Origin of the sequence: Kangiella sp. HZ709 (assembly GCF_009674675.1) — a bacterium.
Classification (GTDB): domain Bacteria; phylum Pseudomonadota; class Gammaproteobacteria; order Enterobacterales; family Kangiellaceae; genus Kangiella.
The window spans coordinates 1,877,290-1,894,598 of record NZ_WKJC01000001.1; the positions used below are offsets into that span (position 1 = coordinate 1,877,290).

Annotated in this window: 15 protein-coding genes; 4 read left to right on the top strand and 11 right to left on the bottom strand. The window is 39.8% G+C overall.

The genetic code is table 11. The features are described from left to right. From GJS41_RS08885 to GJS41_RS08895, 3 genes are read right to left on the bottom strand one after another with little or no spacing between them, the layout of a single operon-like run. Positions 1–621 (bottom strand): SCP2 domain-containing protein, encoded by a 621-nt coding sequence (locus GJS41_RS08885; protein ID WP_154246918.1) that lies wholly within the window; start codon positions 619–621, stop codon positions 1–3. Continuing rightward, positions 622–1,392: a bifunctional demethylmenaquinone methyltransferase/2-methoxy-6-polyprenyl-1,4-benzoquinol methylase UbiE gene (gene ubiE / locus GJS41_RS08890; RefSeq protein ID WP_154246919.1), complete on the bottom strand. Its 771-nt coding sequence runs from the start codon at positions 1,390–1,392 to the stop codon at positions 622–624. A gap of 6 nt (positions 1,393–1,398) precedes the next feature. Then, entirely contained in the window at positions 1,399–1,794 is a 396-nt protein-coding gene (locus GJS41_RS08895) for a gamma-butyrobetaine hydroxylase-like domain-containing protein (RefSeq protein ID WP_154246920.1), read from the bottom strand. A gap of 103 nt (positions 1,795–1,897) precedes the next feature. Between GJS41_RS08895 and GJS41_RS08900 the strand changes: the two genes are divergently transcribed. Then, entirely contained in the window at positions 1,898–3,415 is a 1,518-nt protein-coding gene (locus GJS41_RS08900; RefSeq protein ID WP_154246921.1) for a tetratricopeptide repeat-containing sulfotransferase family protein, read from the top strand. Positions 3,416–3,499: 84 nt separating this feature from the next. On the opposite strand, the gene GJS41_RS08905 is transcribed toward GJS41_RS08900, so the two are convergent. From GJS41_RS08905 to GJS41_RS08925, 5 genes are all read right to left on the bottom strand, one after another. Then, positions 3,500–5,344 (bottom strand): S8 family peptidase, encoded by a 1,845-nt coding sequence (locus GJS41_RS08905; RefSeq protein ID WP_154246922.1) that lies wholly within the window; start codon positions 5,342–5,344, stop codon positions 3,500–3,502. A 441-nt stretch (positions 5,345–5,785) separates the two neighbouring features. Next, the gene (gene hslU, locus GJS41_RS08910) at positions 5,786–7,126 is read right to left on the bottom strand and encodes an ATP-dependent protease ATPase subunit HslU (protein ID WP_154246923.1); all 1,341 of its coding nucleotides are present in this window, start codon (positions 7,124–7,126) and stop codon (positions 5,786–5,788) included. Positions 7,127–7,285: 159 nt separating this feature from the next. Continuing rightward, a complete protein-coding gene (hslV, locus tag GJS41_RS08915; RefSeq protein WP_154246924.1) occupies positions 7,286–7,825 on the bottom strand; it encodes an ATP-dependent protease subunit HslV in 540 nt (179 codons plus the stop codon). A gap of 114 nt (positions 7,826–7,939) precedes the next feature. Continuing rightward, on the bottom strand, positions 7,940–8,524 hold the full coding sequence (locus GJS41_RS08920) for an SPOR domain-containing protein (protein ID WP_227551274.1): 585 nt from the start codon (positions 8,522–8,524) through the stop codon (positions 7,940–7,942). A gap of 131 nt (positions 8,525–8,655) precedes the next feature. After that, on the bottom strand, positions 8,656–10,848 hold the full coding sequence (locus GJS41_RS08925; protein WP_154246925.1) for a primosomal protein N': 2,193 nt from the start codon (positions 10,846–10,848) through the stop codon (positions 8,656–8,658). 258 nt (positions 10,849–11,106) lie between these two features. On the opposite strand from GJS41_RS08925, the gene GJS41_RS08930 reads away from it, so the two are divergent. Together GJS41_RS08930 and rpmE are read left to right on the top strand one after the other, a co-directional pair. Beyond that, the gene (locus GJS41_RS08930; RefSeq protein WP_154246926.1) at positions 11,107–11,418 is read left to right on the top strand and encodes a hypothetical protein; all 312 of its coding nucleotides are present in this window, start codon (positions 11,107–11,109) and stop codon (positions 11,416–11,418) included. A 241-nt stretch (positions 11,419–11,659) separates the two neighbouring features. Beyond that, positions 11,660–11,869, top strand: coding sequence for a 50S ribosomal protein L31 (gene rpmE / locus GJS41_RS08935; RefSeq protein ID WP_154246927.1), 210 nt, complete (start codon positions 11,660–11,662; stop codon positions 11,867–11,869). A gap of 72 nt (positions 11,870–11,941) precedes the next feature. Here rpmE and GJS41_RS08940 read toward each other — a convergent pair whose 3' ends face one another. The 3 genes from GJS41_RS08940 to GJS41_RS08950 all read right to left on the bottom strand — a co-directional run bounded on the left by GJS41_RS08940 (position 11,942) and on the right by GJS41_RS08950 (position 15,079). Beyond that, positions 11,942–12,433, bottom strand: a complete 492-nt coding sequence (locus GJS41_RS08940) for a helix-turn-helix domain-containing protein (RefSeq protein ID WP_154246928.1) — start codon at positions 12,431–12,433, stop codon at positions 11,942–11,944. A gap of 139 nt (positions 12,434–12,572) precedes the next feature. After that, on the bottom strand, positions 12,573–13,670 hold the full coding sequence (locus GJS41_RS08945) for an anhydro-N-acetylmuramic acid kinase (RefSeq protein WP_154246929.1): 1,098 nt from the start codon (positions 13,668–13,670) through the stop codon (positions 12,573–12,575). 20 nt (positions 13,671–13,690) lie between these two features. Continuing rightward, positions 13,691–15,079, bottom strand: coding sequence for a peptidoglycan DD-metalloendopeptidase family protein (locus GJS41_RS08950; protein WP_227551275.1), 1,389 nt, complete (start codon positions 15,077–15,079; stop codon positions 13,691–13,693). 422 nt (positions 15,080–15,501) lie between these two features. On the opposite strand from GJS41_RS08950, the gene tyrS reads away from it, so the two are divergent. Then, a complete protein-coding gene (gene tyrS, locus GJS41_RS08955) occupies positions 15,502–16,698 on the top strand; it encodes a tyrosine--tRNA ligase (RefSeq protein WP_154246931.1) in 1,197 nt (398 codons plus the stop codon). The last annotated feature ends 611 nt before the right edge of the window (positions 16,699–17,309 follow it).

Consider the following 17,309-nt stretch of genomic DNA (forward strand, 5'->3'; position numbering starts at 1 on the left):
TTATTCGCCAGATATTTTTCTTGCAAGCAGGCGATTGATTTTTAACTCAATTCGCTCAACGTCAGATTTTAAGTCAGCCACATCATCAAAGAAATTTTCTAATTCGATTGTTGCGGGAGTGGCCCGTGCTTCGAATTTTAAGTATTCGCTAAAATTCAGTTTGGCCGTGTTCAGTGTTTCCATTGCCCATCCCTGAAAACTTTTACTAGCCTTAAAGAGCTCATGGGCGACGATATCACCAGTATATTTAGATAAGTGTTCTTCCCAGTCGATGTCGAGCTGTTCGAAGAAACTTTGGAATTTTTGTGCGGTTTGTATTTCGCCTGAAAATATCACTTCGCCTTTAAATAAAGGATCTTGCTGTTTTGATAGTGCCAGGTTAAAGAAGGAAAGACTGTTGCCTTTTAGTTCAGCATTGGGCTTTAATTCATTGTTAAAAGCCTCTTTTACAATAATATAGTCTTCCTCGATTTTAAAATAGATGGATTGTTTTAAATCAGTTAACTCAAATTTAATGAGCTTGCCATCTAATTTAAATAATCGAGCTTTAGCATCAGGATCAAGCTTAATGACTTGATTGATAACCGTTTCAATGGTTGGAGCAAATAAACTCACTAGCATTTAGTATTTCTTGCCTATATGTAAAGCAACAACCCCACCAGTTAGGTTGGTATACTCCACATCATCAAAACCTGAAGCTTCCATCATAGCTTGCAAAGTATCTTGGTCAGGGTGCATACGAATAGATTCGGCAAGGTATTTATAACTTTCTGAATCATTGGCAACTAGCTTGCCCATAAAAGGTAATAAGCTGAAAGAGTAGGTGTCATAAATTTTAGAAAGTGCAGGTAACGTAGGCTTTGAAAATTCTAACACCAAGAGTTTGCCGCCTGGCTTTAAAATACGATACATCGATTTTAATGCTTTTTCTTTTTCGGTGACGTTTCGTAGTCCAAAAGCGATCGTAATTCGATCGAAGTAGTTATCGGGAAAGGGTAGCGCTTCGGCATTCGCCTGAAGGTATTCTACATTACCTACAATACCACTATCCACCAGTTTAGAGCGGCCAACTTTAATCATAGAGTCGTTAATGTCGGCTAAAATAACTTGTCCTTTATCGCCCACTAACTTTGAGAATTTCGCGGTTAAATCGCCAGTACCACCGGCAATATCCAAGATTTTCTGACCTTTGCGTACCGCCGCACGCTCGATGGTGTAGCGTTTCCAAACTCGATGAATACCAAATGACATCAGGTCATTCATGATGTCGTATTTGCCTGCTACGGAATGGAAGACCTCAGCAACTTTTTCAACTTTGTCTTCTTTTGCTACCGTTTCATAGCCAAAGTGTGTGGTTTCTTGCGGGTTTTCTGATTTTTTTTGTTCAGTCATGCGATGTCATTTTTGATTGGGCTGATTTGGATTAAAGATGCCAATGCTGGGATCTTCTGTGCGTTTTAAACCAGCAGATTGTAATTTCTGCAAATAGTATTGCCAATTTGCAGCAGAATCACGACCAAGTTCGTAAAGAGTGCTCCAATTATACAGGCCGCTGTCGTGACCGTCATCAAAAGTTAGTTTTATTGCATATTGTCCTACTGCTTCAATATTAGTGATCTGCACGTGCTTTTTGCCACCAATAATTAGCATTTCTTGATTGCCATGCCCCCGAATTTCTGCCGACGGAGAAAAGACCCGAAGATACTCGTAGCTCAATAAGAAAACCTCATTTTCGAACTCAACTTGCAGGTTTCTGGATTTCTGTTTTAACTTTATTGATTTAGGGGTAGTCATAATTATCAAGGGTGAGGTTAGTAACAATGTATAACTAATATCGGGTATTAATCATATAGGAATTACATTAAAATTACTTATTATTTTAATCTAAAAGCTGTCTATGGATATCAACCTTCAACTGAGAATTAATCAAGGAATTGAGCTTGCAAACAAAAAAGACTATGGGGCTGCAATCAAAATTTTTAAAGATTGCGCTAAAGTTGGTTACGATAGTTGGGTCCAATTAAACCTAGCAAACTGTTTAATTAAGACCTTCGATGATTTTGAAGCAGCTAGAGTTTTAACAGAAATCATTAATACCGAAGATAGAAACACTGATATTTTACTGAAAGCTTCTCATTTAGCACAAGTAATTTACAGGTTCGATCTATCACTTAAGGCATGCTCAAAAGCTTACGATATAAAGCCTCATTCTGCAGATATTATTGCTCAATTGATATTGATGAAAAATGAAGCTAGAGATAGCTCTCGAGTAGAGGTGCTATGTAAGGAAATGATTGGACTAGTACCTAATAGTGGCTGGCCATACAATCAAATAGGTATTTACTACAACTCTGTTGGAAGTTTTGATAAAGCCTTCGATGCCTATAGCAAAGCCATTGAGCTTGAACCTAACTTGTCTTTTGCAATAGCCGGAATAGTCAAATCTAAGAAGTTTGACCAGATGCCATTGGAGCTCATCAAGACAATCGACACGGCTTTATCGCAATTAAAAACGCCTGAAGAAAAAGCTAGAGTATTGTTCGCAAAGTCTAAGATATTCAACGATCTTGGTATGTATGAAGATGCATGGACTTCCGCAAATAGCGCTAACCAGCTCAAAGCCAGACTCTCACCGTTTAGTAAAGAAAATCACAACAATTATGTTCAGCAATTAATCGATTATAATAAACCAGAGTCGCTATCAAAAAGTGATAATAATAGTGCTCCTATCTGGATTGTAGGAATGCCAAGAAGTGGAACTACGTTAATTGAGCAAGTACTGTCCGGAATTACAGATCTTTATCCTGGAGGAGAAACTCCAGCGATTGATTACGCCTTGTACTCTCAATTTCATGGTGGCTCCTACCTTACCGCTCCACTTGAGAGGAAACAGTTGAATAGCATGGCTACTCAGTATGATTCTTTTTTCAAGCGTTTTGCTAATTTTCAAGGAAATAGAGTCATTGATAAGGTTCCATTTAATTTCTACCATATTGGGCTATTTAAGCAATTATTCCCGCAAGGGAAAGTTATCAACTTTTCACGTAATCGATACGATATAGCTACCTCAATCTTTTTTGAAAACTTCAGTTTGATGCAAAATTATACCCACTCTATCAGTGATATTTTATCTGTGTACGAAGGCTACACAAAGCTGATGGATTACTGGACTAACCTTTATCCAGAGAGTGTTTTAACGATCGAATATAGTGATTTTGTAAGTAATAATGCCGAATGCATTGATAAAATATATGAATTTCTAAACCTTGAGATTAACCATAGAGTGGATCATAAGCTTTCTCAGAACCATATTGAAACCCCTAGTATTTGGCAAGCAAGGCAGTCGCTTTATAAGACTTCTATAGAACGCTGGAAGCGTTATCCCCAAATGGTTGATATAGTTAATAGTCTTTAAATGATTATCGTTGAAATAAAAAAAGGGATGCGATGCATCCCTAGTTTAAGTAATAACTCGTTATTATTATTTTATACCCATATATTAGTTAGAGCTACCTGATAGACTGACGCCTGAGTATGCTCTATAACCTCTAAGCATTACATAGTAAGTACCTGCCTGAGCATTTAACGTACAAGTTTCGCTATTACCGTTACGGTATGGGCGACAATCATAACTGCTAGTAGTTGGGTTGCTGCCATATCTTACATACAAGTCAGCATCGCCTGAACCACCAGAAATTGAGATTGAAACTTGGCTTCTGCCTGCTGGAACTTCTAAAGTAAAGAACTGCTGGCTATTACGACCGCCAGATAAACCAGTTTCGCTCAAAGTATCATCTACAGGAGGTGGGTTAGTTCCGCCTTCATCGAAGCTACCAGTTAAGTTAACACCTGAATAAGAAGAGTATGCGCGCAGCATTACATGATAGGTGCCAGCTTGAACATTACTAATGTCGCAAGTTTCGCTATTACCGTTGCGGTATGGACGACAATCGTAAGTAGCTGTAGTTGGTTTACTACCAAAGCGTACATACAAGTCAGCATCACCAGAGCCACCATTAATATTGAAGCTCAAGTTAGTAGCACCGGCTGGTACTTCTAGAGTGAAGAACTGCTCATTACCGGTAGAACCTGATAGCCCTGTAACGGCTTGACCATTAGTTAACTCTGCGTCACCTGGTGGTGGTGGCGGTGGTGGAGTACCGCCAAATAGGCTTTGTAATAATAGGTTAGGTGAACCTGATTTAGCATCAGATACTTTTCCTGAAATAGCATTACCTGTTACTGCAGCAGTAACTTGAGCTGGAGTTGCGTTAGGATTGTTTGCTAAATATAAAGCAGCAACACCAGCAACGTGTGGAGAAGCCATAGAAGTACCGCTAATGGTACGAACCCCGCCATTAGACCAAGCTGAAGTAATGCTAGAACCTGGAGCATAAATGTCTAAACAAGTACCGAAATTCGAGAAGCTTGAGCGAGCATCGCTAGATGTAGTTGAACCTACTGTAATAGCACTTGGAGCACGAGCTGGAGAGTAATTACAAGCGTTGCTGTTATCATTACCAGCAGCGACAACTACGGTAACACCAGAATTAACTAAATTTGCAACTGCGTTATCAGTAGCGCTTGAAGCACCGCCACCCAAACTCATGTTAGCAACAGCAGGCTTCACGTGGTTATTAGCAACCCAATCAATACCGGCAATTACGCCAGAGTTTGAACCACTACCATTACAGCCTAAAACACGAACACCATAAATTTTGGCGCCTTTAGCCACACCATAAGTGCTGCCAGCTACCGTACCAGCAACGTGGGTACCGTGACCATTACAGTCGGTGGAATTGTTATCGTTATCAACAGTATCAATACCTGAGAAAGAGCGACCGCCGAAGTCTGAATGGCTGTTCAAAACACCAGTATCAATAATGTAGGCATTAACATTTGATGCTGAAGTGTCATAGTTATAAGTGCTATTTAATGGCAAGTTAGCCTGATCTATTCTATCAAGACCCCAAGTTGCATTATTTTGTGTGGCGTTAATAGACATCATTTGATCTTCTTCAACGAACGCAATGCGCGGATCATTTGCCATGGTCTGTGCGTCTTTTTGAGACATCTTGAAAACACCACCTTTCAGCGCTTTCTTGAAAGTCATTTTTACATTGCCGCGGTATTTAGCGCCTAAATCTTGCGCCATAAAGCTAACAGCTGAAGCATTGTTAAAACCACTTAATTGCATAGACTGAAGAGGTGCTTCTTTAAACCCTACGATATATTGATTTTTGATTTTTTTCGTAGAGTCTTGAGCGACCCGATATTCCCCTGCATGAACTCCGGTTACACCTAGTGCAATCGCAAGTCCAGCAACTACCTTTTTAAGTTTCATACATCCCCCTAAAATTGTTACGTAATAAACTTCTCACAAATAAGAAGTGCGTAAATATTAAACACAAATGAGCTATTTGAATATGATATAGAGTCAAAAGTTAGCGTTTACTATTATTAAATTTAATTAATGATTGCTGTTTGAGTTAAAAGATTTTATCCATCTGCGTAACAAGTGATAGATATAATGCAGAAGTGCATTGCTTTAATAGGAATTCGAAGCGAATTTTTATTAATGGATCTATTTATTAGTAGCTTCTAATTTATGTTTTTTTAATATAATTAATTAGAATTTTTAATGAATATAAATTGTATCTTAATGTACAAATGTGATCTCGTTCATCTTTGATGTGAAATTTTTGTTAATAAAAAGAACAACTTGTTGTTCTTTAAACAAGAAAAGGCTCCTTAAGAGCCTTTTAAAAGTATATGAATATAATTATTAAAGAATAAAGCGGCTTAAGTCTTCGTCTTCAGCCAACTCTGATAACTGCTTGTTAACATAAGCTGCATCTATGATAAGCTTTTCGTCACTCTCAGCCGCATCGAATGAAACTTCATCCAATAATCGCTCCATAACCGTATGTAGACGGCGAGCCCCAATATTTTCAGTGGTTTCGTTGACTTGATAAGAGAATTCGGCAATGCGCTGTATACCTGAATCTGTAAATTCTATTTGTTTACCTTCGGTAGCTAATAATGCTTGATACTGTTTGGTTAAAGCAGCATCAGGTTCTGTTAAGATGCGCATAAAGTCTTCTACCGTTAGCGCTCTTAATTCAACTCTAATTGGCAGGCGACCTTGTAACTCAGGAATTAAATCTGATGGTTTTGCTAAATGGAAAGCGCCAGAAGCGATAAATAAAATATGATCAGTTTTTATCATGCCGTATTTAGTGCTCACCGTTGAGCCTTCGACTAAGGGTAGCAAATCGCGCTGTACACCCTCGCGGGAAACGCCTCCTTCTTGATTGCCGCCGCGCTTAGCGACTTTATCTATTTCATCTAAGAATACAATGCCATGCTGTTCGACGGCTTCAACCGCTTTAACTTTTAATTCTTCCTGATCAATAAGTTTAGCAGCTTCTTCTTCGGTCAATAGCTTCATCGCATCTTTAACTTTAAGTTTACGTTTCTTAGTTTTCGATGGACTCATGTTTTGGAACATAGACTGTAATTGATTGGTCATATCTTCCATACCAGGAGGCGCCATAATATCGATACCAACAGCAGCTTGAGCTACGTCGATTTCGATTTCACGATCGTCCAGTTCACCTTGGCGTAATTTTTTTCGGAACATTTGACGAGCAGAAGAATCTTCGGCAGGTTTGTCTTCGGCTTCCCATGTTGAATCAGTTGAGCTTGAGCGAGCAGGGGGTAATAAAGCATCAAGAACTTTTTCTTCAGCAGCATCGATGGCCCGATTTTCTTGTTTAGCCATTTCTTGCTCGCGCATCATTTTAAACGCCGCATCGACTAAATCACGAATGATGGATTCAACGTCACGACCAACGTAACCTACTTCGGTAAACTTTGTCGCTTCAATTTTTATAAATGGAGCATTTGCTAACTTAGCTAAGCGGCGGGCAATTTCAGTTTTGCCAACACCTGTAGGACCAATCATTAAAATGTTTTTAGGCGTAATTTCATTACGCAAGTCTTCAGCAACTTGCATCCGGCGCCAGCGATTTCTTAGCGCGATGGCTACTGAGCGTTTAGCTCCTTGTTGACCAACAATGTGTTTATCTAATTCGTGTACGATTTCACGAGGAGTCATGGACATAATATTTTTCTCTTTCTGCTAGATTCCCGCTTTCTCAGGAATAACAATAATTTATATGATTACTGTGAGGATTTAGAGTGTAGTTCGGGGCAAAGATTTGCGTAGCGTATAAGTTATACAGGAGCTATATCTTTAACGACGAAATCAACTCAAAAGACCTCAATAACTTAATTCTTCAATAGTTTGATTGTGATTGGTATAAATGCAAATATCACCAGCAATCGTTAGGCCAGTTTCGACAATTTCACGGGCGCTTAAATCGGTTTTCTGTAATAAGGCACTGGCCGCTGATTGGGCGAACGCACCACCAGAACCAATGGCAATCAAATCATCTTCAGGCTGAATAACATCACCATTACCGGTAATGATTAAAGAGTGTTCTTTATCCGCAACGGCCAATAAAGCCTCTAATTTGCGTAGTGCACGATCAGTACGCCAGTCTTTAGCTAGCTCTACAGCCGCGCGCATTAGTTTGCCGCCATGTGATTCTAGTTTCGCTTCGAACCGCTCAAATAGAGTGAAAGCATCGGCGGTACCGCCGGCAAAACCAGCAATGACTTGATTGTTATATAAGCGACGCACTTTGCGCGCATTACCTTTCATGATGGTATTGCCAAGGGATACTTGGCCATCACCACCAATCACGACGGTGCCATTACGGCGAACCGATAGAATAGTGGTTCCACGATATTGTTGCATTGTATCTACCTACTCTTAAATAAGCTTATTTTTGCGTTAGGAGATATGTGGGGGTGATTTTTTTCTATTCAAGAATAACTTAGAGTTATTCTTAAATTTCAGTTGAAGGTGCTATTACCAAATTCGGCAATCGTTAAAGTCATTGCGTTCTAATTTATGACGATCGCTTTCCGCTGCTCGTTTAGATGTGTAAGGGCCCAGTCGAACTCGATACCAGCCGTCTTTTTCGGCAACTTCGGCTTGCAGGCCAATAAAAGCGATTTGCGCTTTTAGGCTCTCAGCCTTTTCTAAGATTTTGGATGCACCACATTGCATGACATAGCGTTTGCTAGAGCTTTCAGCAACTTTTGGGTCTTTTTCAACCTCTAATTCTTTATTGGTTAGTATCTGGTGGTAATCAAGCTGAGCTTCATCATTGCTATTATTGGTGTCAGCAGGTTGGGTTTTTGCTGGAGTCTTTGTCGCTTGTTGACTAGCAGGCGATGATTTCTCGGGTAAGAACTCTTTCAGCAGCTCTGGTTTAGAAAAGTATAACCAAATAGTAATACCTACTATGGTCAACAGAATTCCACTAAAGAAAAATAAAACCGGAGAACTTTGTTTTTTCTGGGCTGCTTTTTTTCGTGGAGCACGAGTATTTTTTCGCGTATTTTTGCGAGTGCTAGTTTTACGAGTAGCGGCTTTGTGGAAATGCATCATTAAGATTTTGCTATTGTTCTTGTGAATACCAAATATAAAGTTATTCTAGCTTTAATCTGAGGTTAGACCAACCATTAGAGTTTAAATATTCAGTAAAGAATAGATATTAATCGCTATTGTTAAAACGACTATTAAAAGACCTCTTGGGGATCTACATCGATTGACCAGCGAACGGTTTTAGCAGATTGCTGTTGTTCAATTATTGGCAATGCAGCGTTTAATATCTTCTGTATGGTTTTTTTATCATCAGCTTGCAACAACAGTTGAGCCCGCATTTTACCAGCTCGTTTAATCATTGGAGCAGGGTAGGGGCCGAATACTGATAAATTAGAGTATTGATTCAAAATGTTGGCCATATCCGATAAAAATGCCATAGGCTTTTCTAGTTGATTGGCTTGAGCCCTGATTAAGACTTGAGCAGAATAGGGCGGTAAATTTGCAGCTTTGCGTTCTGCCAACATTTGCTCACTAAGTTGTTGATAATTTTGAGTAAATAAGTTGAGCAATAAAGGATGATCAGGATGGTGACTTTGAATGACTATTTCTCCTTTGGCATCTCCTCGGCCTGCACGACCAGCTACTTGAGTGAGCAATTGTGCTGTACGCTCGGTAGCACGATAGTCGGCGCTGAATAAGCAACCATCAATATCCACTACTGCAACTAGAGTAAGGTTTGGGAAGTGATGGCCTTTAGCCAACATTTGGGTCCCAACGATAATATCGGCTTCGCCATTTTTGATTTGTCGAACTATAGTTTGCATTGAGTTCTTGCGCCGAGTGGAGTCCCGATCAACTCGGATAACTTTTTTGCTAGGAAATAGTTTGGTCAACACTTCTTGTAATCGTTCGGTGCCTAAACCAATGGGTAGCAATTCGCTTGATTGACAGTTTGGACATTGCTTTGGTAAAAATACTTGCCGATCACAATGATGGCAATGCAAGCGTTTTAGTTGTTGATGGTAAGTCATATTTCGATCGCAGCGATTACACTCTGCCAACCAGCCGCAGTCGTGGCATAAAATACTGGGTGCATAGCCGCGACGATTTAGAAAGATTAAACACTGTTGATCTTTGGCGAGATGACTTTCAATATGTTCTTTTAAGGGCTTAGATATCCCTTCTTGTAATGGTCTCTGTCTGACATCAAATATTTTGCTATGCGGTGGTTTGGCATTGCCTGCGCGACGTGCCAGAGTCAGCCGTTCAAAACGACCAGCTTCAACATTATATTGGGATTCCATAGATGGTGTAGCCGAACCCATAATGATGGGGATATTTAAATTGTTTGCTCGAACTAGCGCTAAATCTCGAGCCGAATATCGAAAGCCGTCTTGCTGCTTAAAAGATAAATCATGCTCTTCATCAATAACGATCAAACCAAGGTTTTTAAATGGCGTGAAAAGAGCAGAGCGAGTGCCAATAACGATTGAAGTGAGTCCTTGCTTCGCCTTAATCCATTCATTTAAGCGCTGCTTATCAGTCATACCTGAATGAAGCATGGCGATATTTGCATTAAAGCGTTGCTTAAAACGCTCGACCGTTTGCGGTGTTAAGCCAATTTCAGGCACTAAAACTAATACTTGCTTATCCGATTCCACTTGTTGAGCGATACTTCTTAAATAAACTTCAGTTTTACCGCTTGAGGTGACCCCATCTAATAGAAATGGCTGAAAACTAGTTTTCTTGGTATAGATTTGCGCTAGCGCTTGGTGCTGCTCTTTGTTAGGTTCTATCTCGCTCGGTTTTATCGATGGTTTAACGTAATGCTCTTTCAGTGATTTAACAGCTTCTTTGAGCCACCCTTTATTGAGCAAAGATCTTAAATCTGCAGGAGCAAACTGATTTAACTTTAAAGTTTCAAGAGTAATCAGGCCATTGTGAACCTGTGCTAATTTTAAAATGGCGTTTTGTTTAACAGCATTGCTTTTTGGTTCCGCTTCTCTGCCATGAGCGGTTATTTCCCAAAAGCGCTCAGCTTCTAGTTCAGCAGGCTCACCTTTAGTGACGAGTCCAGGTAAGCAAGCACTGAACACCTCTCCAATAGGGTGCTGGTAATATTGCGCTGACCATGTGATAAAACCAAACAACTCTTTGTCGATAAGTACTTGGGAATCAATCACCTTACTGATATGTTTGATTTTGTGAGTAGCTATTTCGGTTTGATCTGTAAAACCTAAAACGTAGCCGACTAATTTCTGACTGCCAAAAGGCACTAAAACACGACCACCAATCACAGGAGTCTGTTGAGCGTTGTATTGATAATCAAAAAGACGGCGTAGTGGTACTGGAACCGCTACTTTGACCAGTCGTAATTCGGTTGGCATTAACTGCTTATTAGATAATAGTTATAGGATGAAAGGATAAGGAGACTTAGCCGCTGTGGCAACCATTTGTTAGAGGTTTATCAATTAATAAAAGGTTTTCGAAGAAGTATCGAAACATTTTGCAACTGGTACGACTAGTGATTGGTTCAAACTCTGTTAGTCTTAGCTCAGCAACAATATTTGCTAATTGATTAAAAAACAAACACAAGATGTATGTATTTCGAAAAATTGCAACGTCTTACGACTTGGGGGTGACACATGAAAATTGGTAGCATTGCGTTCTTAGTAGGTTTAGTAATTGCTGTAGTAGGGGCATTTGTATCGCAAGAATGGTTTCCTATCGTTTTAGTGGTAACAGGTTTGGTGGTTGGTTTCCTAAACGTATCAGGTGGCGAGTCACGTCGTTTCTTGATCTCTGCGATCGCTTTTTTAATGGCGGCAGATGCTTTAGATACCCTTCCGATGGTTGGCGCTAAAGTGACCGATATCATGTTAAACATTGGCTATATGGTTGGCGCAGCTGCATTATTGGTAGCAATCATTTCACTATTTGATATGAGCAAAGACTAATTAAGCTTTAAAAAAAGAATAAAAACACAAAAAAAAACAACACGTTAGTGTGACAATGCGGCCTCTGGTCGCTTTTTTTTATTTGGGATTTGTTAAAACAGATTTCACGATAAGGGCTTGATCTCACTTGGGCTCAGGCGTATGATCGCCGCTCGAATTTAAAAGTACTCGGATCGTGTTTGGCGTAGTTCTTTCTATAACTACAGCCCAGATGGCGATTCCAAAAATGAGATCTAAGACTATGAAAAATGATATTCATCCAAATTATAAAACTATCAAAGCGACTTGTAGTTGCGGTAACGTAATTGAAGTCGGTTCAACAGGCACAGACATGAACTTGGACGTATGTTCAGCGTGTCACCCATTCTTCACTGGTAAGCAGAAAATGCTTGATACTGGTGGCCGTGTTGACCGTTTCCGTAAGCGTTTTGGTAACCGTTCTTTAAAATAATTTAGAGAATTCTCTTTAAGAGAAACCGAAAGTAAAAAGGCGCTCACTGAGCGCCTTTTTTGTATTTAATACTTAAAGCTTTCGACCGAGTCGTTTTTCGATTTGTTTCTTTTCCCATTCAGCTCCGAAAAGGAATGGCAAGTCTAGAACTCCAATTGCATGTCCGGCGACTCCAATACCCCAACCAAATGTAGGCCACCAAGCCCAAATTACATTTGGCGAGGTCATTAAGTTTAAAATCCATAGACCTGAAATAACCAAGCAGAAGATAATCAAATGAATATAAAGTCCTTTAATTTCTTTTACTTTTTCAATGGCTTTTGCTTCATCATAAGTTAGCTTTGTGTCGGGCTGCATAATCGGTTCCTCTATTTTGTCCAAAAGATAATGTCCTGATAATTCAGCAACATTGATTTCGAACACAGATGCTAAAGACTTAAGCGTCTCAAGACTGGCATTTTCGCCGCGCTCTAAGCGTTGAATTGTGCGAGTGCTTAAACCACTAATGTCGGCCAATTGTTCTTGTGACCAGCCTTTTTGTAAGCGTAATTTTTTGATAAGCATAATCTTTACTGAATCTGTGTTTGTTGGAATCTATTATGAGAAATGATTATGGCATAAACCACGACGGCAAGGCGAAAAGAATACGACAATGGCGGGTTAGCTCAATAAAAACAATGAGTTAATGATTCTATCGGCGGAGTTATGTCGGGTATATGGCGCCTAATATTGTATCCTGCGATGCACCTGTGACGGCAGCAAGATTGCCAGCTTTGCGATTAATGGTTCGCTCAGCAAGCCAAGCAAAAGCCATAGCCTCAACCCAATCAGGATCAACGCCAAGTTGATAGGTCGATTGAACGGTGAATGATGGAATTAAAGTCTGAATGCGTTCAGCTAAATATTCATTATGGACACCGCCGCCACAAAGATAAATTTCGCCGGAGTCTAAATGGTTATCAATTGAATCAGATAAAGTTTGCGCAGTAAGCTCTAACAGAGTGCGTTGAACATCTGCGGCCTCAGTAGAGTCAAGATCAAATTGGTTCAACCAGCCTAAATTAAAGTATTCACGACCGGTACTTTTTGGCGCTGCTTGAGTAAAATAAGGATCGCCAAGCATAGCTTCTAACAGGTGGCCATCAAGTTGCCCGCTTTTTGCCCAATCGCCATTAGGGTCAAAGGACTGGTTTTTATGCAGCTTAATCCATTGATCCATTAAAGTATTCGCCGGGCCGGTATCGTAACCTATGACGTCTGAGTTGTTGGTTAAAAGTGTAATATTAGCAATGCCGCCGAGGTTAACTATTACTCGGTTGCTCGCAGCGTCTTTAAATATTGAGTGATGAAAGGCCGGAACTAAAGGTGCACCTTGGCCGCCTAAAGCCATGTCTCGGCGTCGAAAATCGGCCACTACATCAATGCCCGTTTTGGCCGCAATGATATTGGGGTCGCCAATCTGCAAAGTAAAAGCTTGAACGTGGTTTGGGATATGACGAATGGTTTGTCCATGTGAGCCGATAGCAGTTATTTCTGAAGGCGCTATTGAAGTCTTCTCTAACAAAGCGGCTACGGCTTGTGCTAATAAATCGCCAATTTCTACGTCCAAATGTCCCATCATTTCAATGGGATCATGCTGATATTGGCTGCTAGCAATGGCGTGAATTTTGTTTTGCAATGGCTCTGCAATAGGTAAACATAAAGACTCGATTAGCTTTATAGAGTTATCTTGTATGTCGCATAAAACGGCATCGACACCATCAACGCTGGTGCCAGACATAAGACCTATGAAGTAAGGCATAGGGAGTCGTTATGAAGAAATTATTGTTCTAATTTAGTGTTTTCTGGATTAGTATTCAAGCGGGCAAAATGCTCGACACGCTTATATTCTAATTGGGTAATTAAATTTTTGGTTTGCTCCTTGAATCGGCTTAGCTCTTTTTTTGCAACCGGTGCGGCATGCGGAAGCTTAACTGTTCGAGGATTACGGTGGACACCATTAACTAGAAATTCATAGTGTAAGTGAGGAGCTTCTGACATACCTGTGCTACCCACATAGCCGATAATCTGCCCTTGTTTTACTCGCTCACCTTTTTTAACTCGGCGCTTTGAAAAGTGTAAGTACTTAGTAGTAATGTTATTACCGTGCTGTACAAATACATGATGGCCATTGTATTTATCATAAGATGAGCGAACCACTCGGCCATCGCCAGAAGCTCTAACCGGTGTACCTGTGGCAGCTCTATAATCTACTCCACGATGAGGTTTTACGCGCTTTTGAATCGGATGGAATCTACGAGGATTAAAATTCGAACTAACGTAATTAAACTTTAAAGGTGCTCGCAGGAAGGATTTGCGTAATGCTTTACCGTCTGGAGTGTAATAAGCAGTTCTCTCTTTTAAATCGGTGTATTGTACAGCTGCGTATTGATCGCCACGGTTAATAAACTCTGCAGATAAAATATCGCCATAACCTACTTTTTCACCATCAATAAATTTTTCTTGGTAAAGCACAGAAAAAGAATCGCCTTGGCGAATCTCTAATGCAAAGTCAATGTCGTATTCAAAAACACCAGCTAATTCCATGATTACGCCATCAGGTAAACCAGCCTCGATACCAGCATTATAAAAGCTGCTATTAATATTTGCGGTCGCAAAGCGTTGTTCAAAGGTGATTTCTTTCTGCTCAACCTCAGAAGAGAATGTTTTGGCTGAATCTTTATTGATGACCAATGTTTCGCTTAAACTAAAAGGGTAGCGTAAACTTTCAAAGCCTTCTTCACCTTCGGTTTGAGCGAACTCAATCGTGTGCCCTGGACGAATGCTTTTAAGAACTCTGATATCGTCTCCTGATTTCATCAGGTAGTGCAAGTCAGTTGCTGAATAACCTTGTTTTTGGAAAATTTTTGCTAATGTATCGCCCTTTTTTACTTCGATAGTATGCCACTGAGTGCTTGGTTCAAGTTTAATGGGTTCAGCCGGAATTGCCTCAATTAGTGTTGTTGAGTTATCAGCCAAACTAACCTGAAGTTCTTCAGAAGCTACGCGCATTGAAGGTTTCTGATCTGAATTAGTTAAAGAGAAATCGGTATTGGTATCTTTAAGATTAGCTGCAAAACCTAAAGTTCGTATTTCAGGAGTTTTGCCTTGAGTGTCATCTTTAATGTAAGCATAAGTAGACACTAGAGCAATAGAGCCCAGAACAGACATTAAAATAGGTTTTCTATTTCTACGCTTTTTCGTAAATAGAGAGTCCTTTCTACTTAGGTGTTTAAAATCTTTGTTAATCATCAAGGTCACTAGTTGCTATACTTACTTTATTGACAAATGGCACTTAAGGAATGCGCTCTAACAATAACTGCCTACAGTGAAATGATCAATGTAAAATTGTGTTAAAACAGTTGTTTTAAGGTGTTTTCTTAAAAAATGTGAAAAATTCACGATTTTTAAGCATAAATACTTATATGTCTTGTCGTGAAAATACAATATTTCATTGCATCCTGACTAAGATCCTTTATCCTTGCCTTTTATTCCAATCAATAGACTTAATAATGGTTAGAGCTTGATTTTAGTATTAGCAAAATTAACCATTACAAAGTAAAAATAGCTAAATTTAACGGTTTCTGAAAAAAATGACTGATTTTGAGAAAGCATTTGCTGAAATAAAGCGCGGTTCTGACGAGATATTAGTAGAAGAAGAGCTTATTGAGCGCCTTAAAAGTGGTAAAAAATTAAGGATAAAAGCAGGTTTTGACCCGACGGCTCCTGACTTGCATTTGGGGCATACCGTTTTACTGAATAAAATGCGCCAATTCCAGCAGCTTGGTCATGAAGTGGTTTTCTTAATTGGTGACTTTACCGGTTTGATTGGCGATCCAACGGGGAAAAATGTAACTCGCAAGCCGCTGACCAAAGAAGCTATCCTTGAAAATGCCGAAACTTATAAAGAGCAGGTCTTTAAAATTCTAGACCCAGAGAAAACGATCGTTGAGTTTAATTCAAGTTGGATGGATAAGTTGGGGGCGGCCGGCATGATTAAGCTGACGTCTTTATCAACCGTAGCCAGAATGCTTGAGCGCGATGATTTTAAAAAGCGTTATGCCAATGAACAACCTATCGCCATCCACGAGTTTATTTACCCTTTGGCCCAGGGTTACGACTCTGTTGCGCTAGAGTGTGATGTCGAATTAGGTGGAACTGATCAGCGATTTAATCTGTTAATGGGGCGTGAGCTGCAAAAGCATTATGGCCAAAAACCACAAGTAGTATTAATGATGCCATTATTAGAAGGTTTAGATGGCGTAAATAAAATGTCTAAATCGCTGGATAACTATGTAGGCATTACGGAAGCCCCGGGTGTTATGTATCAAAAGTTGTTATCGCTGCCGGATTCTATTATGTGGCGTTATTATGAATTACTGTCCTTTAAGCCATTGGACGAAATTGAACAACTACAGAAAGATGTTGAAAATGGTACTAACCCGCGAGATATCAAAATCTTGTTTGCGAAAGAAATCATTGAGCGTTTTCATGGCGCTGAAGCTGCAGAAAATGCGCATAAAGGCGCAGGCAATTTAATTGTGGAAGGTGAAGTGCCAGAAGGGACACCAGAAGTAGAAGTTTCTTTAGATGGCGCTGAGCAATTTCCGATTGGCGCTATTATCAATCGAGCCGGCTTAGCTGTGAATGGCGCTCAAGCCAAAGACATGCTGAAAAACGGGCGAGTAAAGGTCGACTGGCAAGTTGTTGAACCTTCATTAATGCTTAATGCTGGAAAATACCTGATTCAAGCGGGGAAAAAGAAAATTGCTTTTGTGACTTTAAGTTAAGTAAAAGCAGTGATTCAGTGATTAAGGCCAGTTTAACTGGCCTTTTTTTATGCATTTAGTTTGTAAAAACAACAGTTTGCATGATTTCTAGTCAACCTATCTATTTATTTTAAATTAATTATAAATAAGTGTTGATCATTATGATTTGCTCTCTATAATGCGCTCCACTTTCGAGGCATTAGTAAATTCTAAAGCCTGGGATTAAAGGCTCGGAAGCCTCGATTAAGCAGCTTTCAAAATTAATTGGAAAAAGTTTAAGAAAAGATGTTGACAGGGAAATGGCGCTCTATATAATGCGCCCCCGCTTCGGCAGAAAAGCCAAGCATTAGTTAGAGGAATTAGGGTTGAAAAGTGGTCGATATCTACCCTCGAAACTTGCCTGAAAAGGCCTCTTGAAAAAAGAGTGAAAAAAGTTTTCAAAAGATGTTGACAGGTACGAGGTGCAATGTATAATTCGCCTCCACTTGAGCGGAGCAAGTTCTTCGCCAAGACGTTCTTTAAAAGTTTGTAAGACAATTTGTGTGGGCACTTGATAGGTAATGCATCGCATTATCAATGAAGTGACCAACACCCTAAAATTAATTCGATTAATTGATTTATTTTTAATAAGT